Here is a 26328-nt window from a genome sequence, read left to right on the forward strand (position 1 = left end):
GAACAATATGCTTGCCGGCAAACGCTCCTAGTGATATGAACGTTGTTCATGAATGATTTATCCTTGACCAAAATTGAATCCAAACGTTTGCTACAACGTCAAAAGCTTGTTCTGCTTGCACAACAAGCCATTGCCGAAAATGGACTCCAGAATCTGAAAGCACGCGATCTTGCAAGTGCACTCGGTGTCTCAATTGGCAGCATATATAATCTCGTCAGCGATCTTGATGAAATCATTCTACTGGTAGCCTCTCATACGCTTGAGCGCCTTGAAGCCGCCATCATTAATAGCCTCAAAGGGCAGGATAAAAGCGCACCGCAAGACCGGCTTGTTCTGGTTGCCCAAACCTATCATCACTTTGCGCGTACAAACTACCATTTATGGGATAGTCTTTTTGATCCACGCTTCAACAATAAAGAAAATCTGCCACAATGGGTTACATCAGACCGGATGAGACCATTCAAATTTGTCGAGACACCTTTGGCAGAATTGATGGTCTCGGCCGACCATAACGACATTGCCCTTTTTGCACAGACTGTCTTTTCAGCCGTTCATGGCCTGATCCGCCTTGGTCTTGACAGTCGCGATGTCGGCGTCCGTGAAGATCAACTTGACGGGCAGATTGAAAAACTTATTCGACTAATTGTCATAGGTCTGCAAAACGACAATTTATAAAGTTTTGAGACTCAAAACCTCACCAATACTATTCCTTGATCACACCGACAAAAGGAAGCTGTCGAAAAGCGTGGGCAGCATCCATGCCATAGCCGACAACAAATTGATCCGGACATTTGAACCCGACAAAATCAGCTTCAATATCGGCTTGACGTTTCATCGGCTTATCCAACAATGCCGCGATAAAAATACGCTGTGCTCCGCGTTTGGCAATGAGATCACGGACAAATTTCAAGGTTTTTCCAGATTCCAGAATGTCATCAATCAACAGAACGTCCCGTCCTGAAATATCACTATCGACATCATGCAATAATTTGATATCGCCACTTGTCGTACCGGTACCATAGCTTGACACTGTAATGAACTCGACTGTCGAAACAACACCGGCCTCATGTAAAGCGCGGATCAGATCTGCTGCAAAAATAAAGGAACCCTTGAGAATAGGCAAAACCAGGAGATTATTAGGTTTAGCTTGCGCCACAGCTTGCGCAATGGCTTTATTGCGCTCGGCAATTTCTTCGGTTGAAAAAAGTACTTCAATATTTTTTCCATCAATCACCGGCATAACAACAATCCTGTTCTAATGAAGCAATACGCCGACAAATCAGCGAAATAATTGGCATTTTAACGTGGTTTTAATCATATTCATTAATAATTGGAAGAATGTGATAACGTTTTTTTAATGCCGGAACAACATTTTCAGTCATGAAAAAAACATGACGTTCCGACATAATAAAAAAATAGACATAACAGGTCAGAAACGCGTGATTCGATTTGAAAATGTAGGCTTGCGTTATGGCATGGGGCCGGAAGTGCTCCGTGACGTCAGTTTTTACATTCCGCCGGGCTCTTTTCAATTTCTGACAGGCCCATCGGGTGCCGGGAAAACGTCGCTATTACGATTGATGTTTTTGGCTATGCGCCCGACCCGCGGCCTCATCAATGTTTTTGAACAGGATACAGCCTTGCTGCGCGCGCATGATATGCCCGCATTGCGCCAGCGCATCGGTATTGTTTTTCAGGATTTCCGCCTATTGGACCACTTAACCACCTATGAGAATGTTTCCCTTCCTTTAAGAGTACGAGGCCGCGAAGAAGCAACTTACCGTCATGAAGTACAGGAACTTTTACACTGGGTAGGCCTAGGTGAACGAATGGATGTCCCGCCCCCAGTGCTGTCAGGCGGTGAAAAACAGCGTGCGGCCATTGCGCGTGCATTGATCGACCAACCAGAAATATTACTTGCCGACGAACCGACTGGCAATGTCGATCCGACACTGGCGCAGCGCCTTCTACGCCTATTTGTCGAATTGAACCGGCTCGGAACAGCTGTTGTCATTGCAACCCATGATATTGGCCTGATGGAACAAGTCGATGCAAGGCGTATGATTCTCAATAAAGGAAGGCTGCATATTTATGACTGACCTTCCCAAATCACGCAGCAAACGCCGACTGACAGCCAATCGCACCGATACACAAAACCCGATTGTACCGGCTGGCGATGTAACCGGCAAAGCGCTGACGATTGTTATTGCCATTATGACATTTCTAGCCTGTCTGGCGTTGGGCTCTGTCAATCTTGTACAAGAACAGGCAAAAAACTGGGAAAGCCAAATCTCACGTGAGGCTACTATTCAAATCCGGCCACAAGATGGTCTCGTTATGGATACGACACTCAAACAGGCAGCCGATCTGGTCAAGACATTTCCCGGCGTAAAGAACGCCGAAATCATTGATAAAGATGCGACATACCGCCTATTGGAACCATGGCTCGGCAGTGGTCTTGAATTGGATGATCTCCCCATACCACGCCTTGTTATCGTAACACTTGACGAACAACAAATGCCTGACTTTTCTACAATTTCTGCCGCTATTGCCAAGCAGATACCGGGAGCAAGTTTTGACGACCATCGCAACTGGGTTGACCGTCTTGTCACCATGGCACGCGCCAGTGTCCTCACAGGTCTTACCATATTTTTTCTGGTCTTAAGCGCTCTGACATTGACCGTCGTCTTTGCAACCCGCGGGGCACTGGCCGGTAATGCCCATATTGTCGAGGTTCTTCATTTCATCGGCGCACAATCCCGTTTCATTGCCCGCCAGTTCGATATCCATTTTTTTAAAACCGGTCTTAAAGGTGCATCGATTGGAGGACTTGCCGCCATCATCATATTTTTTATTTTTTCAATATGGTCATCGCGCAATATGGCAACGCCAGAAGCTGATCAGGCTGCTGCTCTTTTCGGCAATTTTTCTATCAACATGACAACCTACATCGAAATTGTTATTCTAACCGTCTGCGTTGGTATGCTAACCATGCTCACCAGCCGCCTGACCATTATCAGAATGCTACGCGATATTGATCGCCACCAGAGTGACCTATTTTGACTTCGCCACTTGAAAAACCACGCAATGATGCCGATGAGACACGCAAGCGTCGTTTGCGTACAATCCGCCGCTTGCGTTGGCGGCAACGTTTTTTCAAACATCTACCTCCGGTAACTTTGATATTATTAGTCATCATCGTTATTTTTGGCACAGGTTTTGTCTGGTTCAGCGAAAAAATCAATGCTTTCACGCCATCTGAAAAACCACAACCTGCCGATGCCATCGTTGTTCTGACAGGAGCCCAATCACGACTGGGTGTCGGTCTTGAACTTCTTGAAAACGGTATTGGCCGACGACTACTGGTCAGCGGTGTCAATCCTGCAACCAATGTACAGACCCTGATCCGCATTACAGGTGCTGACCCGACATTGTTTGCCTGCTGTGTTGACCTTGGCTATGAAGCAGATAGCACAATTGGCAATGCTGCCGAAGCAGCCCGATGGATCAACGAACACAATTATCACAAAGTCTACATTGTAACCAATGATTACCATATGTTGCGCAGTATGCGTGAATTTAAAAAAGTCATGCCCGATGTGACATTCCTGCCTTATGCGGTCAAGGCACCGACTAAACATGAAAACGGGTGGCTTTCAGGCATAAATGAATTGCGCCTGCTGCTGGATGAATATATCAAATTCATCGGTGCGGAAATACGCCGCTTTTTCATCTGAATAAATCTGCCTCTCACCCATTTCACACAGACGTGGGTTGAATGACAGTTGGATATGCCTATCATAAATTCAATGATCAAGGGATTTTTAAGTGAGGAAAGATTTATGACCAACTATCAATATCGCAATACCAAACTGCTAATCGAGAACCAATGGCGTGATGGTAAAAACGAGCCGATTGCCGTCATTGATCCGGCAACAGAGGAAATCATCAGCCATGTTGCCCACGCCAATTACGATGACATGGAAGAAATCGCCCAGTCTATCGCCCGTGGTTTTAAAATATGGAAAGAAGTCGTTCCCTTTGAGCGGATGAAAATCATGCGCAAAGCTGCCAACCTGTTACGGGAGCGGGCCGACGAAATTGCCTGGATCATGACACGTGAACAAGGGAAACCATTGGCGCAGGCGAAAACCGAAACAATAGGAGCCGCCGATACGATTGACTGGTTTGCCGAAGAAACCCGACGTGCCTATGGGTTAGTCATTCCATCGCGTAGCAGCAATGTAAGCCAGCAGGTCATTCGCCGTCCCGTTGGCCCTGTCGCTGCCTTTACACCTTGGAATTTCCCGATCAACCAGATCGTACGCAAATTGTCGGCAGCACTGGCCGCCGGTTGTTCGATTGTTATCAAAGCACCCGAAGAAACGCCTGCTTCTCCTGCAGCCATGATCCAGTGTTTCATCGATGCTGGCGTACCGGCCGGTGTCATTGCACTGATCTTCGGTAAACCGGCTGAAATTTCAGAATTTTTCATCCCCCATCCAGTCATTGAGAAAATTTCTTTCACCGGCTCGACCGCCGTTGGCAAACATCTGGCAGCACTGGCCGGCCAACATATGAAAAAATCCACGATGGAGTTAGGAGGCCACGCACCGGTACTTGTTTTTGACGATGCCGATATCGATCAAGCGGTAAACGTTGCAGCCGCAGCCAAGTTTCGTAATGCCGGTCAAGTCTGCGTAGCGCCAACGCGCTTTATCATTCATGACAAGGTCTATGACGAATATCTTGAAAAACTTGTTAAAGCCGCCAAAGCACTTAAAGTCGGCAATGGCCTTGACGCCACAACCGAAATGGGTCCGCTTGCCAATGAACGACGCATCCCTGCCATGGAGCGGATGATCTCCGAAGCCATATCCAAAGGTGCAAAATTAGAGACCGGCGGCAAGCGTATTGGCAATAAGGGCTATTTCTTCGAGCCGACTATTCTCACCAATGTGCCGACAAATGCCGAGATGATGAACGAAGAGCCCTTCGGCCCTGTTGCAATCGTCAACCGCTATAAAAACGATGATGACATGATCACAGAAGCCAATCGCTTACGTTATGGCTTAGCATCCTATGCCTTTACCAAGTCGGCAGCACGCGCCCATCGCCTGGCACAAGAAGTCGAAGCCGGTATGACCACCATCAACCATAATGGGCTTGCGCTTCAAGAAGTACCTTTTGGCGGCATCAAAGATTCAGGTTATGGCACCGAAGGCGGCCCCTATGCCATCGATCCCTATATGGATATTAAATTCGTAACGCTGGCCGTATAAAAGAAACGATCAAACTGGTTGATCCCAGCTTCATACAATCTGAAGCTGGGAATGATCACCGAAGATTTCCCGATCAATCGACATCATAGACAACCGTCAAAAAACTTTTAAAATCTTCTAACCGCGCAGGATTGTTATCACCATATCATAGCGCTTTCATCGTGAAAAATCGGCAATCAATGCCTTGAGGCTGTCAACCGCCTGTTGAGGCGCAAGATAGACCTGCAAACCGCGACCACCGCCATTGATATAGATATGATCAAAGAGCAAGGCACTTTCTTCAAATACTGTCGGGCATTGACGACGTTGACCAAATGGAGAAATTCCGCCAACCTTATAGCCGGTCAATTTTTCAGCTTCCTCGACCTTCATCATTTCGGCATGTTTGCCTTGAAATGCGGAAGCCAGTTTTTTCATATTGGCTTCTTGATCAGAAGGCAGGACCGCCACATGCGGCTTGCCATCCACCTTCACCATGAGTGTCTTGAACACTTGTGCCGGATCGGCACCAATTGCCTCTGCTGCTTGTATGCCAACACGATCGGCGTCCGGATCATATTGATAGGTTCTCAATTCAAAAGAAATATTATTCTTGATCAAAAAAACCGTTGCCGGTGTAGTCTTCGACATAACAATATCCTTGTCCTCCTCCCTCAATCCCTTGCCAATGCTGCAACCGGATCCAGTTTAGACGCATTGCGTGCCGGTAAAAAGCCAAATCCGATACCAATCAAGGTCGAGAATAGAAAAGCAATCAGAATAGACCCTGTCGAATACACCAACTTGAACGGTGCGCCGATAATCACAAAAAACCAACCAACCGAAAGACCAAACAGGATACCCAAAATTCCGCCAAGCAGACAAACCAGAACAGCCTCGATCAGAAACTGTTGCAATATATCACTCTGGCGCGCACCAACCGCCATTCTAACCCCAATTTCATTGATACGCTCCGACACTGTTACCAGCATGATATTCATCACGCCGATACCACCAACCATCAACGAGATCAACGCAATGGACGCAACCAACAATGTCAGAACATTGGTACTGGCGGTAACTTGCTCACGAAATTCTTCTGAATTGCGGATAAAGAAATCTTCAGAACCGTGGCGTGTTATCAAAAACTGTTTAACTGCCTTTTCTGCCAAACGAGAATCAACATTATCGGCAATCTTGAGTGTAATTGACCGCAATTGAGTATTGCCGAGAAAACGTGTTTGCACCGTTGTATAGGGCAGATAGAGCTGTAATGTATCCGCAGATGACGGGCCAAATTGCTGCAATTCAACAACGCCGACAATTCTTGCCGCCACTTTGCCGACCAGAACAACCTTACCGATAGGACTGTCAGTCGCATTGGGAAAAAGTGTTGTTACTGCCTGTTTTTCTACGACCAGGTCAAGTGCTCGTTGACGCACACTTCGCGCATCAAATAATTGCCCCTCAACCAGTTTAGCACCCTGCGCTTCAAAAAACTGGTCACTGACACCGGAAACAGATGCATTGGATTCAAGCGACCCATAACGCACCGTGCTGTTTGTAGATACTGTCGGCGTCACAGCGGCAGCATAAGGTTGCTGGCTTAATGCAACCGCATCGGAATCAACCAGTGTTGTCACTTTGCCCGAACGCATATCGGCAAAACTTTTGCCAGCATAAATATTGAGTGTATTAGTGCCAAGCGAGTTGATATTTTCCAATATCTGCTTTTGTGTCCCGTTACCCAGCGCCACCATAGAAACAACAGCCGCAATACCAATAATAACACCCAACATGGTCAAAAATGTACGCATCCGATGGGCATTCATTGACAAAATCGCCATACGGAAAGCTTCAACAAAGCGATCGATCACCGCACGCAACAATCCCACAGAAGCACCCAGTTGTGCATCGGCTGCACCCAAATCACTTTTACCTGTTTCTTTTTCACGCGGCTTATTGGCACGATCGCCAATAATCTCGCCATCGCTAATTTCAATAATACGTTCAGCACGCTCCGCCACACTCATATCATGGGTCACGATGATAATAGTGCGCCCTTCAGCATGGAGTTCTTCCAAAATCCGCAGCACTTCTTCACCGCTATGGCGATCAAGTGCACCGGTTGGCTCATCAGCCAGAATAACCTCGCCATCATTCATCAAGGCACGAGCAATAGAAACGCGTTGTTGCTGGCCACCCGATAATTGTCCCGGACGATGGTGGATACGTTCGCCCATCCCCAAACGGGTCAATAATTCACCGGCACGGCGCTTACGTTCTTCAGGCATCTGGCCGGAATAAATCGCTGGAATTTCAACATTTCCCAACGCCGTCAGTTCACCCAGCAAATGATAACGCTGGAAAATAAAACCAAAATGTTCACGACGCAGCTCGGACAATTGATCGGCGTCAAGTTTGGATGTTTCCTTGCCCGACACCCGATAGCTACCCGCTGTCGGCCGATCAAGGCAGCCTAGAATATTCATCAATGTCGATTTGCCTGAACCGGACGCACCGACAATCGCCACCATCTCTCCACGCTTGATATCAAGATCGATATGCTTCAAGACACTGACAAAGGTTTCGCCGGCAGGGAAATCACGCCGCACACCTTTCAACGCAATAACAATATCATCCCTTTTTGCCATCACTTAAAAAGGCCCCATACGGCGTTTCGAGCCTGAACCGGATGCCGATAACCCGTCACTTGATCCGGTAATCACCGTTTCATTTTCAAGAAGACCCTGTTTAACTTCGGCCATCACCTTGTTATCAAGGCCGATCTCGACATCACGGGCAACGGGCTTTCCATTTTCTAAAACATAGACAACCGCTTTTTTGCCTTGAACTTTTGAAAGTGCGCTCACCGGCACCAATAAGGCATCTTTGGCATGTCCGAGAATGATATGGACCTCTGCTGTCATATATGTTTTCAATGCATTGTCAGCATTATCAATATTGAATGTACCATTATAATAAATAGCCTGTGACGATGATGTGGATGTTGCACTGGCACTGGAATTGAAACTGATATCATTACGGATGGATTCAGGGGCCGGTTCAATCGTTTCAAGCTTGCCAACATAACGCCGGTCGGGATTACCGATCACATTGAAATAAAGTTCCTGTCCTTTATGGACATTGACAATATCGGCCTCCGAAATTTCAGCCCGCACCGTCATGACAGAAAGATCACCGAGAATGACAATCGTCGGTGCCGACTGCACGGCATTGACGTTCTGCCCTTCCTGTACGACTGTTGCCAAAACTGTACCATCCGAAGGCGCTGTCACACGCGTATAACCAAGATTGACCTGGGCTGTCTCGACATCGACCTCGGCCTGAATAATTTGTGCTTTCAACTGCTCGATCTGTGCAGTGACAACTTTCACCTGTGCATCCGCACTATCATAATCAGCTTTTGATACCGCATTGGATTTGATCATGGTTTGGCTGCGCACCAAATTCTGCTTTGCCAATATCTGCTGCGCCTGCAACTCATCAAGCCGGGCGCGATAATTAGCCAAAGCCGCCTGTTTGCTTTTTAAATCATTCTGCTGTGTTGTCGGATCAATTTCAGCCAGAAGATCACCCTGTTTAACAATCGAACCGGGCTGCACATGCATGGCAATAATACGGCCTGTTGCCCGTGCACCCACTGCCACCAACCGATGGGGTTTAACAATACCGGTCGCTAATACATTGACTTCCAGATCACCACGTTTAACCGGTGTCGTCATATAATTTGTCGCATTACCGGACGAGAATGCTCCACCCAGCCAGAAAAGCAGGCCCAATAAAACAACAAAGCCGACAAGAGAAATCAAAATATTTTTACGGACGAATGCGACCATCTTTCTATTCCTGCCTGACTGTTTTCAGATGGGGTCCGGTATAACCATCGACCACTTCCGCTTTACTTGTATCCACCACACCATCCCAGCCACCGCCTAGCGCCTTCATCAAGGCAATATAGTCATTGGTAATGGCAACACGGCTATCAATAGCCGACTGTTCAGCTGAATAATGGGAGCGCTCGGCATTGAGCAGCTCCAGGAAAGATGTATTACCACTCGTATAAAGCCTGCGTGAAAGCTCGAGCGCTTTGGCATAACTTGCAGCCGATTGTACCAGTTTACTCTGGCGCTGACGTTCCTTGCGTAAAGCAACAAGCGCATTTTCAACATCTTCCAATGCTGTCAACACACTGGCACGATAGGCAATAAAAGACTGGTCACGCTGGGCACGGGCCACAGCAACCGCCGCTTCACGCTGACCACCATTAAACAGCGGTATACTGATTCCCGGACCAAATGACCAATTGATATTGGATTCCCGTGCCAATTGACCAGCCTGTGAAGCTGCTCCGGCAATAGTACCTGTAAGGCTGACAGACGGGTAACGGGCCGCTTCACGCACACCGATCTGGGCTGTTGACTGCGCAAAACGACGCTCGGCAACACGTACATCGGGACGTGTCAACAAAATATCAGCAGGAATACCTGCCGGTATCGGCCATTGTGGTCGTGGAATCGGTGCTGTCTTTTTCATCACATCATTAAGTGCTGTAGGCGTACGACCTGTCAGAACCGATAAACGGTGTAACGTCGTTGCCAACTGGCTCTCCATCTGGGGAATGGAGGCTTCTGTACTGGCAGCCTGTCCCTCAGCGTTGGAAACGTCCAGTTGCGACACAGCGCCGGCAACAAATTTATCACGCGTCAACTGCGCTGTTTGGCGTTGAGCGGCAGCCGTCCGTCGGGTCAGTGCCAATTTTTGCTGCAAGCCACGCGCTTCGACATAATTGGATGCCACATCACCGATCAACGTGACAGTTGTTGCACGCAAATCTTCCCCTGCAGCATCAAGACCGTATTTGGCACCTTCAATAGCCCGCTGATTGGCACCAAACAGATCAATCTCCCAACGGGAATCAAAGCCGCCACGATACTGGCTTGTTTCCGGCCCGCCTCCTGAACGATTGCGGCTGCCTGAACCCGATGCATCAAGGCTCGGCAACAAAGTTCCCGTTTCCTGCCATAAAGAAGCGCGTGCCTCGCGCACTTTGGCCTTGGCGGTTGCGACATCATTATTGCCACGCATAGCCTCATCAACCAAACTATTGAGCAATGGATCATGAAGCTGACGCCACCAACCGGCAATCTCGGCGGGCTTTGGTGGTGTTTCTTTGGATGTCTGCCCCCATAAAGCCGGCGTAGAAACAGCCGGTTTTTTATAGTCCGGTCCGACAACACAGCCAGAAAGCAGAACAGGCAGACCAAAAGCGAAAAACCGCAGATATGACATTGCGTATTTTTCCATAAATTTGACGCCTCTTCACTCGGTTGACGATTGTCTATGACATAGAGCAGAGATGAAAGCTCGTGAAATTTTGTTCATAAATGAAAAGACATGAATACAGTATGAACCGGCAAAAAATCTATTTTATGAAAAATCCGCTTTTACCGGCACATGATCAGATGGCTTTTCCCAACCACGCGCTTCACTCAAAATCGCAATATCCTTCAAAGACGGCGCAATATTTTTTGACGACCAAATATGATCAAGACGGCGGCCGCGATTGGATATTTCCCAATCCTTAGCGCGATAGCTCCACCATGTATAGATTTTTTCCGGCTCCGGCATGAACTGACGCATCAGGTCAACCCAACCACCTTGTTGACGCAAGGCTTCAAGGCCCTGTGTCTCAACAGGTGTATGAGAAACAATTTTTAAGAGCTGCTTATGTGACCAGACATCATGTTCAAGTGGTGCAATATTAAGATCACCGACAAGAATAGAAGCATGCTTGTCATCATACTCGGCGCGCACATCTTCCATTTCCTTTAAAAAATCAAGCTTATGGCGGAATTTCGGATTGATATCAGGATCCGGTTCATCACCACCGGCAGGTACATAAAAATTATGGATACGGATATTTTTGCCCAACGCATCGACAACTGCAGAGACATGACGACAATCCGCTTTATCGCAAAATCTGATTTTATCAACACCATGAAGAGGCAGACGCGAAAGGATTGCCACACCATGATAGCCCTTCTGGCCGCTAATCGCCATATATTCATAACCCGCTGCCTTGAAAGCCTTGACTGGAAACTGGTCATCGGGACATTTGGTTTCTTGCAAACACAAAACATCCGGTTTTGCCATTTCCAAATATTTTAAAACAATTGGAAGGCGTAAACGAACTGAGTTGATATTCCATGTAGCAACAGAAAAAGACATTCTATAGGCTTTCAAATTGATAAGATCTGTCTGTTCTAACGCCAGCCTTCACAAAACAAAAGTCAGATCAGTCAGCTATTTCTGTTCTTCCCGAAGAAATAGGCCCAAAATTATTCACTGTCGTCTTTTCATGGCAATACGCTGATAGGGAATTGTAAACATACCATCAGCAAATTTAACACCGGTGCGTACATTCATGATCTGGACAGTCGTCTCCAGATTTTGTTTATCAACAACAGTCCATTGGCGCAGTTCATAGGTCTTATCATCAAAAATCATACGAATATTACCCGACCCCAATGTTTTATCCGCAATAATCAAAGTTACAGCACCCGGATCTTTTGTAACCGCCAACAACCGGCCGCCCGATAAATCAATCCTGTCATCCAGCAACATTTTCATCGGCGTTTGTGAAAGCTGATAAAGATCCCATGTATCAAGCTTGCGATTGTTGATAGCAATGGATTTGCCATCGGTAATGACGCGGATAGGACTTGGATTTTTATACTGGAACCGGATTTTACCCGGACGCTCGAGATAGAAGGTCCCTTCCGTCATGTCTCCTTTGGGTGAAAACTGGATAAAATCACCAGTCATTGTCTTGATCGAAGCAAAATGGTTAGCAATTCTTTGGGCATCAGCATCAACGATCTGGGCAGTCGCAGATGTCGTCATCATCAAGATGGAAATAGGGCAAGACATCACAAGCGCCAGCACACCGATTTTCAAATATTTCAACATTCGCCTATGCTTCTTTCATCATTCTAAAATCTATTGCTTCTTATCAGCCCATTAGGGCGCTACTATGTCATTCCTATTTTATCTAAGAGTGCTTGGCAGCTTGACAAGATATCAAAAGACACTTTCATCTTCAGGAACCAGAATTTCACGCTTACCTGCATGATTGGCCGGACTGATCAGACCTTCTTCTTCCATGCGTTCGACAATGGAAGCAGCACGGTTATAGCCGATACCAAGGCGACGCTGGATATAAGATGTCGAAACCTTGCGATCACGCAATACCACAGCAACGGCCTGATCATAAGGATCTTCCGAAGCTTCCATGGCAGCGTTATCAAGTCCTTCCTCTACCTCATCCTCTTCCTGCGTAATCGCTTCCAAATAATCAGGCGTGCCTTGTGCCTTCAAATGGGCGACAATATCCTCAACCTCGTCATCTCCGACAAAAGGCCCATGAACACGCTGGATACGACCGCCGCCCATCATGAACAGCATATCGCCCTGGCCTAAGAGCTGCTCCGCGCCCTGTTCGCCTAAAATTGTGCGGCTGTCGATTTTCGATGTCACAGAGAAAGAGATACGGGTCGGGAAATTAGCTTTAATCGTACCGGTAATCACATCAACCGATGGGCGCTGTGTCGCCATAACAACATGGATACCGGCAGCACGTGCCATTTGTGCCAAACGCTGAACCGCACCTTCAATATCCTTGCCGGCAACCATCATCAAATCGGCCATCTCATCAATAATGACAACAATATAAGGCAACGGCTCAAGATTGAAACTTTCAGTCTCAAAAATCGGTTCGCCGGTTTCACGATCAAAGCCGGTCTGCACAGTACGCGATAGATTTTCACCCTTGGCAAAAGCTTCTTTGACGCGACTGTTGAAACCATCAATGTTACGCACACCGATCTTGGCCATTTTACGATAGCGCTCTTCCATCTCGCGTACCGCCCATTTAAGCGCAACAACCGCTTTTTTAGGATCGGTCACAACCGGCGTCAAAAGATGTGGAATACCATCATAAACCGAAAGCTCGAGCATCTTCGGATCAACCATAATAAGACGACATTCCTGTGGTGTCATTTTATAAAGCAATGACAAGATCATTGTGTTAATCGCCACAGATTTACCCGAACCGGTCGTACCGGCAACCAGCAGATGCGGCATTTTTGCAAGGTCGGCAATCACCGGCTCGCCACCAATGGTCTTTCCCAAAGCAAGACCAAGCTTGGCCTTGGACTGGTTAAATTCACCGGCTTCCATAATTTCACGCAAATAAACCGTCTGGCGTGTAGGATTCGGCAATTCAATGCCGATAGCATTACGACCGGGAATAACGGCAACACGTGCCGATAAAGCACTCATCGAACGGGCAATATCATCGGCAAGGCCGATAATACGTGATGATTTGATCCCAGGAGCCGGCTCAAATTCATAAAGCGTAACTACGGGACCGGGTCGGACCTGTATCACTTCACCCTTTACGCCAAAATCATCCAGTACCGACCGCAAAAGATCGGCATTTTGTGCTAATACATCGTCTGAAAGTGCAGGGTCCCGTTCCATCACTTGTGGCGGCGTCAGATAATCAAGCAACGGAAGCTGGAAACCACCACGCGTATCAACCGCCGGACGACGACGGCGACGTTGCACCGGCTTATCTGCAACAGATATTTCCTCTTCATCCAATTCCGGCAGATGATTAACCGCATTCAAGCTCGCAAAACCCGGTTCAATGCGCAAATGAGCGCCATGATCAGGCATGATCAAATCATCCGACAAGGATTCTTTGGTTTTACGTATACCAAAAAGACGACGGATAAAGGCACCGGCGCTCAACACAAGATGCATGGTATAACCGCTGAAAGTAACAAAGAAGCCAGCACTTTCAACATCGTCATCGTCATCATCGATAATGGGAGTTTTCTGCTTGGAAGCACGTTTGGCAGGTTTCTGTTTTGTCCGCAAAGCACCTCCGGCCACAGCCAGAGACCATAAAGACAAAGGAGCCAAAACCAAGGCGGTTAGCGGAACACAAACCCATGTAGGCAAAGCAGATGTCAAAAAAGCGGCAAAACCCAACACCTTGTCGCCAATAACCCCACCCAGACCAATCGGCATCGGCCAATGTGCAAAAGGTGGAATCAACGCAATCAACCCGCTGAACATGACAACCGAGAAACACCAAAATAAAAGACGCATCATCAAACGCGAAATATTTTTATGGGCCATCAATAAAACAGCCCAGAAAAATGGCGGCAATAATGCAGCCAGACCGGCAAGGCCAAAAAACTGCATTGATAAATCAGCATAAACCGCACCGGGATAACCCAAAAGATTGGTGACCGGATTACCATTGGCATAAGAAAAAGAGGGATCAGCGACATTCCACGTGGCAAGCGCAATAGCGGCGGCAGCGACAAGCAATAAAAGACCGATACCGCAAAATGCACCAATCTGGCGGCTGAAAATAGCCAACAGACGCGGGCTTGAACCCGTGCCAGAAGATGAGAAATCATAAGACGGCGATGTTTGGCTCATGAATAGGTCGCTTTATGGATCGCATGAAAACAATTACTTTATTGTTTTCTAACAAAAGAGTCTTAACACCCCATTAACCATCAAGAAGTTGCTATGAAAAAGCCCGCATAAAGCGGGCTTTTTATATTTATAGCCGATACATCCAGTTTAATGGACAGTCTCGCCATGCAACGAGATATCCAACCCTTCAATTTCCTGCAATTTTGTCGGACGTAATCCAATAACCGCCTTGATCACATAAAGGATAATCGCTGTGACAACTGCCGAATAGATAATGGCTGCAATCAGACCATAAGCCTGATTCAATACAGAAACCTTGGCAAAAAGTTCATCATTATCAACCACAGCTGCCGTCGCAAAAGCACCGGTCAGCAATGCTCCGACAAGACCACCGACACCATGCACACCAAAGGCATCAAGTGAATCATCATAACCAAGCCACCGCTTGAAGAACACAGCACTGACATAACAGACAGGCCCCGCAATAATGCCGATAATCAAAGCTCCCATCGGCTCAACAAAGCCAGCAGCTGGCGTGATTGCAACAAGACCTGCGACAGCACCTGAAATAATACCGAGAACACTTGGCTTCTTCGAGACACCCCACTCCGCAACCATCCAGCCAAGCGCGGCGGCAGCGGTCGCTATCTGCGTATTGAGCATTGCCAAAGAGGCCCATTCATTCGCCGCACCAGCAGAACCAGCATTAAAGCCGAACCAGCCAATCCACAACAAGGCAGCACCAATAATGGATAATGTCAGATTATGGGGGGCCATATTGACTGTGCCATAACCCTCACGCTTACCAAGAATAAATACACAAACCAAGCCGGCAACACCAGCATTGACATGAATAACCGTGCCACCAGCAAAATCGAGTACGCCATGACCATCTGTTCCTAAAAATCCGCCACCCCAGACCCAATGACAAATCGGCGCATAAACAAGAAGAGACCAGAGCCCCATGAACCATAGCATCGCCGAAAATTTCATCCGTTCAGCAAATGCACCGGTAATCAGCGCTGGCGTGATAACTGCAAAAGCCATCTGGAAAGTAATCCAAAGATAGGTTGGATAAGTTCCATTCAAATCTCTGAAATCGATACCCTTTAAGAAAAAATGATCGAAATTGCCATAATAGGGATTATCGCCGCCAAAAGCCAAGGAATAGCCTACCGCATACCATAGAACACTGATCAGACAGCAAATAGCAAAAGACTGCATCATCGTTGTCAGCACATTTTTCTTGCGTACCATACCACCATAAAACAGAGCCAATCCCGGAATGGTCATCAACAGGACAAAAGCTGTCGATACCAGCATCCAAGCCGTATCCCCGCTATCAAGTACAGGGGCTGTTTCGGTCACAATCTGGGTTTCTTGCGCAAAAGCAGGTGTTACGCCAATCAAAGCGACAGCGCCCAAAATCATGGTTTGTATCGAAGGAAAAATAATTTTACTCTTAAACATTTAGACCTCTCCGTTGAAAAGGATGACGCCATGCGTCCTATCTCTTCAATTGAAAACAAGTTTCATGCCAACCCATCGAATGGCGGCTTTTTTCGCCTTTCAAAATAAATAAGCCAGCTATATTCTTATTTTTGCCTAAAATTTAATCAATTTGCACATATGAGCTTATTTTAATCAAAAGCGAGCTGCATCCATTTCACCGGTGCGTATGCGAATGGCTTTCTCGACCGGCATAACAAAAGTCTTGTCATCGCCAATCTGGCCTGTACGGGCGGCTTCTGCCATAATTTCAACGGTTTTATCGGCCTGCTCAGTTGCAACAACAACTTCGATCCTGATTTTGGGCAAAAAGCTCACGGCATATTCGGCACCCCGATAAATTTCCGTATGCCCTTTTTAACGGCCAAATCCTTTGGTTTCCGTAATCGTCGGCCCCTCAATACCCAAAGATGTGAGTGCTTCACGCACTTCATCCAACTTGAACGGCTTAATAACAGCCTTTCGGCATAAGCTTACCAACAAGCTTCATGCCAACTACACCAACAACAGTTAGAAGAGAAAGTACGAGAACCAGAACTAGTCCCCGATAATACGCATCAGCCCTTCTTGCGCAACAGAAGCAACCAAAGTGCCGTCACGCGTATAGATGAACCCACGGCTAAATCCCCTTGCACCGCTGGTACTGGGGCTTTCCAGTTCATAAAGAAGCCAATCATCCAATTTAAACGGACGATGGAACCACATAGCGTGATCAAGGCTTGCAGGTTGCACTTCGGGAGAAAAAACCGACTTACCATGCACAAAAAGTGATGTGTCCAATAATGTCATATCTGAAAGATAGGCCAGTATCGCTGCATTCAACACACGATTTTCAACAATGCTGCCATCAAGTCTGAACCAGCTTTTTTGATAAGGCTGTTTATTTTTACGCTGCAGATAGTTTTCCAGATCAACCGGCCTGATTAGAAAAGGACGGTGCAAATTCCAATAATGGCGCACCATTTCCGGTGCCTGATCCAGTGCATGATGTTCCGTATAGGCAATTTCTTCCGGTGGCGGCGTATCAGCCGGAAAGGGGCGCTCATAATCCAATCCATCCTCATCCACCTGAAAAGACGCGGAAAGTGTAAAAATAGGTTTATCCAGCTGGCTTGCAACCACGCGACGGGTCGAGAAACTGCGTCCATCACGCAAACGCTCAACCTCATAAATAATCGGATAATCAGGATTACCAGGCCGCATAAAATAAGCATGCAGCGAATGGACATAACGTCCTTCAACTGTTCTTTGCGCCGCAGTCAAGGCCTGTGCAATGACATGCCCACCAAAAACACGCTGCCATAGCGAATTCCCGCTTTGACCTTCATAGCGATTCTGGTCTATCATCTGCAGATCAAGGATAGAAAGAAGCTGCTCGACGGGTGTGGTTTTGGTATCCATGGTGGAACCTGTCTTTTAAAATTTCTTTATATTGTCAGGTGAACCAAGAAGCCGTAACAATGTCAAGAATGATCACGCTAAAGTGCGGAGATTTGAAAGGAAAATGATGGCTAAGTCCGTTCAGTTGAAAATATATGAATATGATCTTGTCATTGCCGGCGGTGCCTATGTCGGCCTGACTTTAGCTGTTGCTGTCAAACAAGCTGCACCCCAACTTGATATTCTTGTGATAGATGCCGCGCCAGAAAATGCATGGCGCCATGACCCACGCGCTTCAGCTATTGCCGCTGCCGCTATCCGCATGCTTGATCACCTCGACTGCTGGCAACCCGTTGTCGGTGATGCGCAGCCGATCAATGATATGATAATCACCGATTCACGCACCAGCGATCCTGTCCGTCCGGTTTTTTTAACCTTTGACGGCAAAGTGGGCGATGGTGAGCCCTTTGCCTATATGGTGGAAAATAAACATCTCAATGCTGCTTTGCGTAACAAGGCAGAAAAGCTGGGCATTACGATTATCGCAGCACGTAAGGTGACAGACTTCAATACATCCGATGAGAAAGTCGACATCACATTAGATGACGGGACACATTATAATGCCCGCCTATTGGTTGCCGCAGATGGTGTACGTTCAAGCCTGCGTGAGCGTGCTGGAATCAAGACACTCTATTGGCCTTATGGCCAGATGGGCATTGTGTGCACAGTTGAACACGAACGCCCCCATAATGGACGAGCCGAAGAACATTTCTTACCTTCCGGCCCTTTTGCCATTTTGCCTTTGAAAGGTAATCGTTCATCACTCGTATGGAATGAATTCGAACAAGATGCCAAACGGTTGATGGCTGCAGACGATATAGTCTTCGAAGCCGAGCTAGAAAGCCGCTTCGGTCATCATCTGGGCGCCTTGAAAGTAGTCGGCGATAAACGCGCTTTTCCTTTCGGACTCACGCTGGCACGCCAATTCGTCAAACCGCGTTTTGCACTGGCTGGTGATGCGGCTCATGGCATTCATCCGATTTCAGGACAGGGCCTCAATCTCGGATTCCGTGATGCGGCTGCCCTTGCACAAATTATTGTCGAAACAGAGCGCCTCGGCCTTGATATCGGCTCACTCGCCACCTTGGAAAAATATGAAAGCTGGCGTCGTTTCGAAACAGTACGCATGGGCGCAACCACGGATATATTGAACCGGATGTTCTCCAACGACATTGCCCCCTTACGTCTATTGCGCGATGTGGGATTGGGTCTTGTCGACCGTATGCCAAAACTCAAAAGCTATCTGATTGAAGAAGCCGCCGGCCTGACAAAAGGATCGCCCCGCCTATTACACGGCGAGGCCATCTAATTATTTCACCAATCAACCCGTGTTATTTTAACACCAAATATACCCGATGAAGTTGTCGTTACATTGCGTGTAAATGAGCACGATATCTTAATCACCAGATGCCAGACCTTTTATATGCTCGCAATATATTTATCTTAGAAAACACAGGGATCACGTTGGACAAAATAGGTCACGATCAGAAAAAAGAAGATAAAGATAGACAAGAGGAATGAATGCTAACGGAACAAGCTTGAAGTACCCAACATATTCATAGATCGACCAATGGCTATCACACCGTAAAATATTCATGTACATTTTCCGTTTGGTTTGCGCTCAGCAACCGTCACCATTCATAGCATTGATCGTCGCATTCATTTTGCCAACCAACGCTTTATAATAGCTGGCAGTCAAACGATCATTGACAGAACCATCAGAATTTATTGCATCACCCTTGCGGAAAACCGATAGAACTACACGCGCATCGGCAATATAACTATTAGCCTGACGTGGCACCATACAGAATTTAGGTAGATCTTTTTTGCTCCAATTGGCAGTCAATTCAGCCATTTTATTGATTTTTTCTTCAAAGACCGTCTGCAAATCTTTATCCTGCGGTTTAGCCATCAGGCTTTTAAAATCCTGAATACTTTCACGGCCATAATAAAGCAGACCGCTAATATAATAAGAGGTTGTATCAGACCTTGCATTCTCGAATTGTTGTTTGATTTCACGGGCTTCTTTTTCTTGCAGATAATCAGTAAAAGCAATGAGGGTCTTACCCAACTGTTCCATTTCCTCGCTATATTTCTGCTTCAATTCTCGCGCTTTTTTACCCTGATCAGCCAAATAACCCTTGCTCTCAATATAGCTTTTCAATTCTTTCGCTGTTGGTTCGGCTTGGCTTAATGCGCTAATAATCGCATCAACCTTATCTTCAAGCTCTAGTGCAGAACCCTGCTCATCTTTTGCTTCCTTAAAAAAACGAAGACCATCAATAACATTGTCTGGCGTTGAAAGAGAAACTGTGCTTGGCGGATTATTGCGGCCGATTTTTTCTAAATCATCAAGATCATTCGCAATCTCTGCAACGATACGTGCTGTCCCGCGATTATAGGCTGAGACATATGCATTATATTTTTCAATATTAGCCTGCTCCTCGAGCTGTTGCGGCGAAGGCTGATTTTTATTCGAGTCATCATTACAACCAACGAGCACAAAAAGACTAACAAGACTTGATAGGATAAAAACCAGTTTTTGCATGGAACCTCCAATAAAAAATGCCGGAACATGTCCGGCATTTTGTATTAATCAATAACTGACATTAAACGTGCCGTTCAACCATCAACTTCTTGATCTCGGCAATGGCCTTGGCCGGATTCAAGCCTTTAGGACAAGTCTGCGCACAATTCATAATGGTATGGCAACGATACAGGCGGAAAGGATCTTCCAGATTATCAAGACGCTCACCCTTGGCTTCATCACGTGAATCAGCAATCCAACGATAGGCCTGAAGCAAAACAGCGGGACCAAGATAACGGTCGCCATTCCACCAATAACTCGGGCAAGATGTCTGGCAGCAGGCACAGAGGATACATTCATAAAGACCATCAAGCTTCAAACGGTCATCATGACTTTGCAACCATTCCTTCTGCGGTTCCGGCGAAACTGTCTGCAACCATGGCTCGATAGAACGATGCTGGGCGTAAAAACGATTAAGATCGGGCACCAGATCCTTGACCACCGGCATAGATGGCAAAGGATAAACCTTAATAGGATGCTTGACCTCATCCATACCCTTGATACAGGCCAATGTATTGGAACCGTCAATATTCATGGCACAAGAGCCGCAAATACCTTCACGACAAGAACGACGAATCGTCAAAGTCGGATCAATATGATTCTTGATATAGAGAAGGCCGTCAAGAATCATCGGGCCGCATTCATCCCGATCGACAAAATAGGTATCAAGACGCGGGTTTTCACCATCATCTGGCGACCAACGATAAATATGAAACTCTGTCAGGCGAGTTGCGCCTTGCGGCTTCGGCCATGTCTTGCCGGGTTTAACCTGCGAGTTTCTGGGAAGGGACATTTGAACCATTTGAAAGTCTCCCCTTAGTAAACGCGCTTCTTAGGCGCAATTTTTTTAGGATCAATGCCGCCGTCTTCCAATTTTGTCAGCGGATCAACATGGACACCACGATAGCTTAATTTCACTTTACCGTCGCCAGAAAGATGGGAAAGCGTATGCTTGCGCCAATTCTTGTCATCACGATCAGGATAATCCTCACGTGCATGCGCACCACGGCTTTCCTTGCGTGCTTCTGCCGAATAAACGGTAGTGATCGCATTGGCCATCAAGTTTTCAAGTTCCAGCGTTTCCATCAGATCCGAATTCCAGATCAAGGAGCGATCTGATACTTTGATATCCGGTAATTCTTTCCAAATTTCAGAAATACGCTTGCAACCTTGCTGCAACGATTCTTCCGTTCTGAAAACAGCCGCATCTTCTTGCATGGCACGTTGCATTTTTTCACGTAATACTGCCGTTGGCGTCTGCCCTTCGGCATAACGTATACGATCAAAACGATCCATGATCTTATCGACCGCCGCCTCATTGATTTCAGGAATAGGTGCCTTACGATCAATCACTTCGCCGGCACGAATTGCTGCTGCACGACCAAAAACAACTAGATCGATCAATGAATTGGAGCCTAGACGATTAGCGCCATGAACAGACGCACAGCCGGCTTCACCCACGGCCATCAGACCGGGCTGGACACGATCAGGGTCCTTAGCCGTCGGATTCAAGACCTCACCCCAATAATTAGTCGGAATACCGCCCATATTATAATGGACTGTAGGCAGAACCGGAATCGGGTCCTTGGTAACATCAACACCGGCAAAAATACGTGCCGATTCAGAAATACCTGGCAACCGCTCATGCAGAATAGCAGGATCGATATGGCTCAAAACAAGATGGATATGATCTTTTTTAGGACCAACACCACGACCTTCACGAATTTCGATCGTCATACAGCGCGACACAACATCACGTGACGCCAAATCCTTGAAGGATGGCGCATAACGCTCCATGAAACGTTCGCCTTCCGAATTGATCAAATAACCGCCTTCACCACGCGCACCTTCTGTAATCAGACAGCCCGAACCATAAATACCGGTCGGGTGAAACTGAACAAATTCCATATCCTGCAACGGAAGACCAGCACGTGCAACCATGCCGCCACCATCACCGGTGCAGGTATGGGCCGAAGTTGCCGAGAAATAGGAACGACCATAACCGCCGGTTGCCAAAACAACCATCTTGGCTGAAAAGCGATGAATTGTACCATCATCAAGATTCCACGCGACAACACCGGTACACACACCGTCCGTCATGATAAGATCAAGCGCATAATATTCGATGAAAAACTGCGCATTATGCTTCAGGCTTTGACCATAAAGCGTATGCAGAATAGCGTGACCTGTGCGGTCAGCTGCCGCACAAGTACGCTGCACAGGCGGGCCTTCGCCATATTCTGTAGTATGACCGCCAAAGGGGCGCTGATAAATTTTACCTTCTTCAGTACGCGAAAAAGGTACACCATAATGTTCAAGCTCATAAACAGCCTGTGGTGCCTGACGCACCATAAACTCTTGTGCATCTGTATCACCCAGCCAATCGGAACCCTTGACCGTATCATAAAGATGCCATTGCCAGCTATCAGGCCCCATATTGCATAATGAAGCAGCAATCCCGCCCTGAGCGGCCACTGTGTGGGAACGGGTTGGAAAAACCTTAGTGATACAGGCGGTTTTCAAACCCTGTTCAGCCATACCGAGGGTTGCACGCAAACCGGAACCACCAGCACCAATCACCACAACATCGAATTTATGATCGATAAAGCGATAGGGCTGTTTACCGGCAGATGCAGACTTTGTTTTTGTTGCTGTGGCCATCAGTCAGCCTCCCAATGCAATTTTAATCAGGGCAAAAAGCAGAGCACCGCCCATAAGATAACAAAAGAAAATATTAAGCGTGACCATGAAAACACGCAGCCCCTCATTAGGGATATAATCTTCGATTATGACCTGCATGCCCAATTTCATGTGATAAATACCGGAAATGATCATCAGCGCAAAAACAAGCGCAATAACCGGATTAGCCAAGGCCGCATGAACTGTTGCATAATCCTTGCCGACAAATCCGACAATCAACACAATAAAAAAGATGAAAAGCGGAATATTGGCAAAAGCCGTTACACGCTGCATCCAGAAATGATGGGTTCCACTCTTGGCCGAACCAAGACCGCGTACTTTAGCTAAAGGCGGTCTGAAATCTTTTTTCATGGCACCCTCCTTAACGGACCATATAGCCGACGATCCAAATAAGAAGCGCCACTAAAATAGAAATAAATACAGTCGCCCATGCCGTTTTCGTTGCCACATGCTTTTCAAGTAGACATGTTTTAGTATCCCAGAAAAGATGGCGCACACCGCCAACCAAATGGTGAACGAGACCGAGCGTATAAAGAAAAAGAATGCAACGACCAATAAATGATCCATAAATAGTATTAACAGTATTGAATGCCTCTTCACCACATGCAGCAGCGACCAACCACACCAATAAAAAAACAGTGCCGAAATAAAGCGCGCCACCGGAAATACGGTGAGCAATCGACATCGCCATGGTGATCGGCCAGCGATAAATCTGGACATGGGGGGAAAGCGGACGCGATGACGTTGTTGTCTGATCTTTCATGAACGTTCCTGACCTATCTATATCGCAGGGCCTATTCCATCCCCACAAAACCCCCGATTTCATCTTGCATAAGACAAACCGGTTCAACGAAAAGGCATTGGAATGATATCCTCCCCAATGCGGTTTTGCCGAAAGTTTGAGACCGCGGATTCAAGGTCACACGCAAAAACAAACGGGTGCCAAACAATTCTTCAACTGCAAGGCTCGTTATTGTTCTAATGCGGATTTTAATCCACGTCAAAGCCACAGACACATTTTGAGCGATCAAATCTCAATGATTTGATCGTTTTTTTTATAATTTTAAAGTTTAATCGATTGAATTAAATATGATTAAAAAAATCAAGATTTTACACTGCATATTGAAACGCATAAAATAGGCGAATCGCAAAGACAAGATTATTCAAAACGGATTACAAAACTTGTCCAATCGGCCTTACCTGCAATCTGCTCATAAAGCTTTTTACCATCTTCCGGCAAACGCGGCGCATTGAGGACCAACTTTGTCCAACCACGTTCTTCAGCCTTATCCGACAACACATCAATCATCGCCTTAGCAATACCCTTACCCTGATAAGCATGATGAACGTGAATATGATCAACCTGACCGGCACGCAAACCCGATACAGGTTCAGGCAGATCATAAAAAATAACAAAACCGACCAACTCATTATCAAGATGAGCGCCAATCACTTCAGCCGTTCGATCCTGCAACAATTGTTCAGCATAAAATTCATCGGGCCGGCGTGGCGCACCACGCTTCAAAGCCTGTGCATAAGTTGCCAGCAAAGGAGCCAAAACACGAGCATCTTTCAAACGCAGAAGGCTGATTTCAATTGCAGGTTCTGTGCTTTGTGTCGAAGCCATAATACGGGTCTCCCTTTTAAAATTACCACTTTAACAGTGATGAAACCAAAAACAACGCAAAACGCCTGTTTTTCTTTTTTCTATTTAAAGCGGCAAAGTAGCCGCGTAAAGAATTCAATTGGCACTGCGACCTTACAACACAATATTTATTGCCAATCACGCACATCAACAAAATGCCCAGCAATCGCAGCTGCTGCCGCCATTGCTGGTGATACCAGATGCGTACGCCCCTTATACCCCTGACGTCCCTCAAAATTACGATTGGACGTTGACGCACAACGTTCACCCGGTTCCAGCCTATCCTCATTCATTGCAAGACACATCGAACAACCCGGTTCCCGCCAGTCAAAACCAGCTTCAATAAAGACTTTATCAAGTCCTTCAGCTTCAGCCTGTTCCTTGACAAGGCCGGATCCCGGTACAACCATAGCTGAAACATGGGAGGCAACCTTCTTGCCTTTGGCAATCGCAGCTGCCGCACGCATATCTTCGATACGGCTATTGGTACAAGAACCAATAAAAACACGATCGACCTTAATATCGATAATCTTGGTTCCTGCTGTCAAACCCATATATTCCAACGCACGTTTTTTCGAAGCGCGTTTGGTTTCATCTTCAATTTTTTCCGGATCCGGTACAGCACCAGTAATAGCAACAACGTCCTCCGGCGATGAACCCCATGTCACCGTCGGAGCCAAACTCGATGCATCAATCTTGATAATCTTGTCAAAATGAGCACCCTCATCGCTTTTCAATGTTTTCCAATATTGGATTGCCTGTTCCAACAGTGCACCTTTAGGCGCACGCGGACGGCTTTTAATATAATCGAATGTCACTTCATCCGGCGCAATCAATCCGGCACGCGCACCACCTTCAATCGTCATATTGCAAATCGTCATACGACCTTCCATGGAGAGGGAACGGATTGCTTCACCGGCAAATTCAATAACATGACCTGTTCCGCCTGCCGTACCAATCTCGCCGATAATCGCCAAGACCAGATCCTTCGCGGTGACACCTTCGCCCAACTTGCCATCAACCTGCACCAGCATATTCTTAGACTTCTTCTGGATCAAAGTCTGTGTCGCCAAAACATGCTCGACTTCGGATGTCCCGATACCATGCGCCAAAGCACCAAAAGCACCGTGAGTTGACGTATGACTATCTCCGCAAACAATTGTCATGCCGGGAAGCGTAAAGCCCTGTTCCGGCCCTATAACATGGACAATACCCTGACGTTTGTCATTCTCGTTAAAATATTCGACCCCGAATTCCTTGGTATTGACGGCAAGCGCCTCAACCTGGATACGGCTTTCCTCGTTCGTGATTCCTTTATGACGCTCAGGCGAAGTCGAAATATTATGATCGACCACAGCCAACGTTCTTTCAGGATGACGTACTTTACGATGTGCCATACGCAAGCCTTCAAAAGCCTGTGGGCTTGTCACTTCATGTACAAGATGACGATCAATATAGAGAAGACAGGTGCCATCTTCCTGACGATCGACAATATGGTCATCAAAAATCTTGTCATAGAGTGTACGCGCGGCGCTCATCCCAGTTTCCTCAAATATTTTATGATATCTAATACATATTGCGTTTTATAAGATTCACACAACCTGTATTAAAGTTTGGTTTATTGCGCATATAACTCCAAAAACCAC

General features: G+C 46.8%; 24 protein-coding genes and 1 pseudogene. 6 read left to right on the plus strand and 19 right to left on the minus strand.

Features of this window, described 5'->3' with window-relative positions:
- Positions 1 to 48: 48 nt before the first annotated feature.
- On the plus strand, positions 49 to 675 hold the full coding sequence (locus ACYZ97_RS10630; protein WP_473298735.1) for a TetR/AcrR family transcriptional regulator: 627 nt from the start codon (positions 49 to 51) through the stop codon (positions 673 to 675).
- A gap of 28 nt (positions 676 to 703) precedes the next feature.
- Here ACYZ97_RS10630 and hpt read toward each other — a convergent pair whose 3' ends face one another.
- Positions 704 to 1240 carry a hypoxanthine phosphoribosyltransferase gene (gene hpt, locus ACYZ97_RS10635; RefSeq protein ID WP_473298737.1) on the minus strand — a complete coding sequence of 179 codons (537 nt, stop codon included), beginning with the start codon at positions 1238 to 1240 and terminating at the stop codon, positions 704 to 706.
- Between the two features lie 199 nt (positions 1241 to 1439).
- Here hpt and ftsE point away from each other — a divergent pair, with 199 nt between their 5' ends.
- The 4 genes from ftsE (at position 1440) to ACYZ97_RS10655 (ending at position 5282) form a co-directional block, all read left to right on the plus strand.
- A complete protein-coding gene (ftsE, locus tag ACYZ97_RS10640) occupies positions 1440 to 2099 on the plus strand; it encodes a cell division ATP-binding protein FtsE (protein ID WP_473298738.1) in 660 nt (219 codons plus the stop codon).
- Positions 2092 to 3063 (plus strand): cell division protein FtsX, encoded by a 972-nt coding sequence (locus tag ACYZ97_RS10645; RefSeq protein ID WP_473298740.1) that lies wholly within the window; start codon positions 2092 to 2094, stop codon positions 3061 to 3063. Before ftsE ends, ACYZ97_RS10645 begins: the two co-directional genes overlap by 8 nt.
- Positions 3060 to 3737, plus strand: coding sequence for a YdcF family protein (locus ACYZ97_RS10650; protein ID WP_473298742.1), 678 nt, complete (start codon positions 3060 to 3062; stop codon positions 3735 to 3737). The genes ACYZ97_RS10645 and ACYZ97_RS10650 overlap by 4 nt, the downstream gene beginning before the upstream one ends.
- A 105-nt stretch (positions 3738 to 3842) precedes the next feature.
- Complete coding sequence (locus ACYZ97_RS10655) at positions 3843 to 5282, plus strand: NAD-dependent succinate-semialdehyde dehydrogenase (RefSeq protein ID WP_473298744.1); 1440 nt, start codon at positions 3843 to 3845, stop codon at positions 5280 to 5282.
- Positions 5283 to 5438: 156 nt separating this feature from the next.
- Here ACYZ97_RS10655 and ybaK read toward each other — a convergent pair whose 3' ends face one another.
- The 10 genes and pseudogenes from ybaK to ACYZ97_RS10705 form a co-directional block, all read right to left on the minus strand.
- Entirely contained in the window at positions 5439 to 5912 is a 474-nt protein-coding gene (ybaK, locus tag ACYZ97_RS10660; RefSeq protein WP_473298746.1) for a Cys-tRNA(Pro) deacylase, read from the minus strand.
- A gap of 23 nt (positions 5913 to 5935) precedes the next feature.
- Positions 5936 to 7918, minus strand: a complete 1983-nt coding sequence (locus tag ACYZ97_RS10665; protein WP_473298748.1) for a MacB family efflux pump subunit — start codon at positions 7916 to 7918, stop codon at positions 5936 to 5938.
- Positions 7919 to 9121, minus strand: coding sequence for an efflux RND transporter periplasmic adaptor subunit (locus tag ACYZ97_RS10670; RefSeq protein WP_473298750.1), 1203 nt, complete (start codon positions 9119 to 9121; stop codon positions 7919 to 7921).
- 4 nt (positions 9122 to 9125) lie between these two features.
- On the minus strand, positions 9126 to 10589 hold the full coding sequence (locus ACYZ97_RS10675; RefSeq protein WP_473298751.1) for an efflux transporter outer membrane subunit: 1464 nt from the start codon (positions 10587 to 10589) through the stop codon (positions 9126 to 9128).
- 123 nt (positions 10590 to 10712) lie between these two features.
- Positions 10713 to 11513 carry an exodeoxyribonuclease III gene (locus ACYZ97_RS10680; protein WP_473298753.1) on the minus strand — a complete coding sequence of 267 codons (801 nt, stop codon included), beginning with the start codon at positions 11511 to 11513 and terminating at the stop codon, positions 10713 to 10715.
- Positions 11514 to 11627: 114 nt separating this feature from the next.
- The gene (locus tag ACYZ97_RS10685; protein WP_473300690.1) at positions 11628 to 12215 is read right to left on the minus strand and encodes a LolA family protein; all 588 of its coding nucleotides are present in this window, start codon (positions 12213 to 12215) and stop codon (positions 11628 to 11630) included.
- Between the two features lie 150 nt (positions 12216 to 12365).
- Complete coding sequence (locus ACYZ97_RS10690) at positions 12366 to 14741, minus strand: FtsK/SpoIIIE family DNA translocase (RefSeq protein ID WP_473300691.1); 2376 nt, start codon at positions 14739 to 14741, stop codon at positions 12366 to 12368.
- A gap of 207 nt (positions 14742 to 14948) precedes the next feature.
- Entirely contained in the window at positions 14949 to 16124 is a 1176-nt protein-coding gene (locus ACYZ97_RS10695; protein ID WP_473300692.1) for an ammonium transporter, read from the minus strand.
- 321 nt (positions 16125 to 16445) lie between these two features.
- Positions 16446 to 16790, minus strand: a pseudogene (locus ACYZ97_RS10700) (P-II family nitrogen regulator).
- 57 nt (positions 16791 to 16847) lie between these two features.
- Positions 16848 to 17711 carry an acyl-CoA thioesterase gene (locus tag ACYZ97_RS10705; RefSeq protein ID WP_473298755.1) on the minus strand — a complete coding sequence of 288 codons (864 nt, stop codon included), beginning with the start codon at positions 17709 to 17711 and terminating at the stop codon, positions 16848 to 16850.
- 106 nt (positions 17712 to 17817) lie between these two features.
- Here ACYZ97_RS10705 and ACYZ97_RS10710 point away from each other — a divergent pair, with 106 nt between their 5' ends.
- Complete coding sequence (locus tag ACYZ97_RS10710) at positions 17818 to 19059, plus strand: ubiquinone biosynthesis hydroxylase (RefSeq protein WP_473300693.1); 1242 nt, start codon at positions 17818 to 17820, stop codon at positions 19057 to 19059.
- Between the two features lie 150 nt (positions 19060 to 19209).
- Here ACYZ97_RS10710 and ACYZ97_RS10715 read toward each other — a convergent pair whose 3' ends face one another.
- The 8 genes from ACYZ97_RS10715 to leuC all read right to left on the minus strand — a co-directional run bounded on the left by ACYZ97_RS10715 (position 19210) and on the right by leuC (position 26220).
- Positions 19210 to 19347, minus strand: a complete 138-nt coding sequence (locus ACYZ97_RS10715) for a hypothetical protein (protein WP_473298757.1) — start codon at positions 19345 to 19347, stop codon at positions 19210 to 19212.
- A 24-nt stretch (positions 19348 to 19371) separates the two neighbouring features.
- Entirely contained in the window at positions 19372 to 20298 is a 927-nt protein-coding gene (locus ACYZ97_RS10720) for a DUF3829 domain-containing protein (protein ID WP_473298759.1), read from the minus strand.
- Positions 20299 to 20359: 61 nt separating this feature from the next.
- A complete protein-coding gene (locus ACYZ97_RS10725) occupies positions 20360 to 21139 on the minus strand; it encodes a succinate dehydrogenase iron-sulfur subunit (protein WP_473298761.1) in 780 nt (259 codons plus the stop codon).
- Positions 21140 to 21153: 14 nt separating this feature from the next.
- Entirely contained in the window at positions 21154 to 22998 is a 1845-nt protein-coding gene (gene sdhA / locus ACYZ97_RS10730) for a succinate dehydrogenase flavoprotein subunit (protein ID WP_473298763.1), read from the minus strand.
- A 3-nt stretch (positions 22999 to 23001) separates the two neighbouring features.
- Positions 23002 to 23388: a succinate dehydrogenase, hydrophobic membrane anchor protein gene (gene sdhD / locus ACYZ97_RS10735; protein ID WP_473298765.1), complete on the minus strand. Its 387-nt coding sequence runs from the start codon at positions 23386 to 23388 to the stop codon at positions 23002 to 23004.
- Between the two features lie 10 nt (positions 23389 to 23398).
- The gene (gene sdhC, locus ACYZ97_RS10740; RefSeq protein WP_473298767.1) at positions 23399 to 23800 is read right to left on the minus strand and encodes a succinate dehydrogenase, cytochrome b556 subunit; all 402 of its coding nucleotides are present in this window, start codon (positions 23798 to 23800) and stop codon (positions 23399 to 23401) included.
- Positions 23801 to 24196: 396 nt separating this feature from the next.
- Complete coding sequence (locus tag ACYZ97_RS10745) at positions 24197 to 24664, minus strand: GNAT family N-acetyltransferase (RefSeq protein WP_473298769.1); 468 nt, start codon at positions 24662 to 24664, stop codon at positions 24197 to 24199.
- A gap of 146 nt (positions 24665 to 24810) precedes the next feature.
- A complete protein-coding gene (gene leuC, locus ACYZ97_RS10750) occupies positions 24811 to 26220 on the minus strand; it encodes a 3-isopropylmalate dehydratase large subunit (RefSeq protein ID WP_473298771.1) in 1410 nt (469 codons plus the stop codon).
- Positions 26221 to 26328 lie beyond the last annotated feature (108 nt).

This window comes from Bartonella sp. bp_1 (genome assembly GCF_055808085.1).

Bases quoted from the DNA above. Each gene is read 5' to 3' on its own strand.
- ACYZ97_RS10630 (WP_473298735.1), top strand. From the start codon at position 49: ATGAATGATTTATCCTTGACCAAAATTGAATCCAAACGTTTGCTACAA.
- hpt (WP_473298737.1), bottom strand. From the start codon at position 1,240: ATGCCGGTGATTGATGGAAAAAATATTGAAGTACTTTTTTCAACCGAA.
- ACYZ97_RS10645 (WP_473298740.1), top strand. From the start codon at position 2,092: ATGACTGACCTTCCCAAATCACGCAGCAAACGCCGACTGACAGCCAAT.
- ACYZ97_RS10655 (WP_473298744.1), top strand. From the start codon at position 3,843: ATGACCAACTATCAATATCGCAATACCAAACTGCTAATCGAGAACCAA.
- ybaK (WP_473298746.1), bottom strand. From the start codon at position 5,912: ATGTCGAAGACTACACCGGCAACGGTTTTTTTGATCAAGAATAATATT.
- ACYZ97_RS10670 (WP_473298750.1), bottom strand. From the start codon at position 9,121: ATGGTCGCATTCGTCCGTAAAAATATTTTGATTTCTCTTGTCGGCTTT.
- ACYZ97_RS10675 (WP_473298751.1), bottom strand. From the start codon at position 10,589: ATGGAAAAATACGCAATGTCATATCTGCGGTTTTTCGCTTTTGGTCTG.
- ACYZ97_RS10680 (WP_473298753.1), bottom strand. From the start codon at position 11,513: ATGTCTTTTTCTGTTGCTACATGGAATATCAACTCAGTTCGTTTACGC.
- ACYZ97_RS10685 (WP_473300690.1), bottom strand. From the start codon at position 12,215: ATGTCTTGCCCTATTTCCATCTTGATGATGACGACATCTGCGACTGCC.
- ACYZ97_RS10695 (WP_473300692.1), bottom strand. From the start codon at position 16,124: ATGCTGGTATCGACAGCTTTTGTCCTGTTGATGACCATTCCGGGATTG.
- ACYZ97_RS10705 (WP_473298755.1), bottom strand. From the start codon at position 17,711: ATGGATACCAAAACCACACCCGTCGAGCAGCTTCTTTCTATCCTTGAT.
- ACYZ97_RS10710 (WP_473300693.1), top strand. From the start codon at position 17,818: ATGGCTAAGTCCGTTCAGTTGAAAATATATGAATATGATCTTGTCATT.
- ACYZ97_RS10715 (WP_473298757.1), bottom strand. From the start codon at position 19,347: ATGAATATTTTACGGTGTGATAGCCATTGGTCGATCTATGAATATGTT.
- ACYZ97_RS10720 (WP_473298759.1), bottom strand. From the start codon at position 20,298: ATGCAAAAACTGGTTTTTATCCTATCAAGTCTTGTTAGTCTTTTTGTG.
- ACYZ97_RS10725 (WP_473298761.1), bottom strand. From the start codon at position 21,139: ATGGTTCAAATGTCCCTTCCCAGAAACTCGCAGGTTAAACCCGGCAAG.
- sdhA (WP_473298763.1), bottom strand. From the start codon at position 22,998: ATGGCCACAGCAACAAAAACAAAGTCTGCATCTGCCGGTAAACAGCCC.
- sdhD (WP_473298765.1), bottom strand. From the start codon at position 23,388: ATGAAAAAAGATTTCAGACCGCCTTTAGCTAAAGTACGCGGTCTTGGT.
- sdhC (WP_473298767.1), bottom strand. From the start codon at position 23,800: ATGAAAGATCAGACAACAACGTCATCGCGTCCGCTTTCCCCCCATGTC.
- ACYZ97_RS10745 (WP_473298769.1), bottom strand. From the start codon at position 24,664: ATGGCTTCGACACAAAGCACAGAACCTGCAATTGAAATCAGCCTTCTG.
- leuC (WP_473298771.1), bottom strand. From the start codon at position 26,220: ATGAGCGCCGCGCGTACACTCTATGACAAGATTTTTGATGACCATATT.